The organism is Haloferax sp. Atlit-6N, from assembly GCF_003383195.1.
GTDB classification, from domain to species: domain Archaea; phylum Halobacteriota; class Halobacteria; order Halobacteriales; family Haloferacaceae; genus Haloferax; species Haloferax gibbonsii.
The window spans coordinates 1-554 of record NZ_QEQJ01000143.1 but is presented as its reverse complement, the minus strand read 5'-3'; the positions used below and the strand labels follow the sequence as shown (position 1 = coordinate 554).

Genomic DNA, 554 nt, shown 5'->3' with positions numbered 1-554 from the left:
GTGACCGACGGCACCGGCGAGGTCGCATCGACGCCGCTGGCGGATCTCAAAGAAGTGTCAATCCTCGGCAGCGGCGAGTCGATCCCGACGTTGACGGAGGCGTTCGAGGCTGTGCCCACAGACGTCGGGCTGAATCTGGAACTGAAAGGGAGGGGGGTCGCCCCGGAGACCGTCGAGGTCGCGAGTCGCTACGACCACGAAGTGATCGTCTCCTCGTTCCGGCCGGCAGCGGTCGCCGCCGCTCGCGACGCCGGGGCAGCGTCGCTCGCGCTCTTGCTTTACGAGGACGAGGAAGCCGCCCCCGACTTCGATACCGATGCGGCGCTCGATGCGGCGGCCGAACTGGACTGTGAATACGTCCACCCGCACGTTGGGCTCTGTCTGGAAACCGACGTCGTTGGCGACGCGCACGCTCGCGGCTTCGGCGTCAATGCTTGGACGGCCGCGGACGAAGCGGACCTCCGCGAACTGCGAGCGCGCGGGGTCGACGGAGTCGTGATCGACGATTGCGAACTCGCCGCAAGCTGCCGCGACGGAGACACGGACTCCGAAAA

Annotated in this window: 1 protein-coding gene; it reads left to right on the top strand. The window is 67.3% G+C overall.

Going from position 1 to position 554, the window contains the following annotated elements:
- Nucleotides 1-554, top strand: a 554-nt coding sequence (locus DEQ92_RS21630) for a glycerophosphodiester phosphodiesterase (protein WP_158547656.1), incomplete at both ends; no start/stop codon positions are given.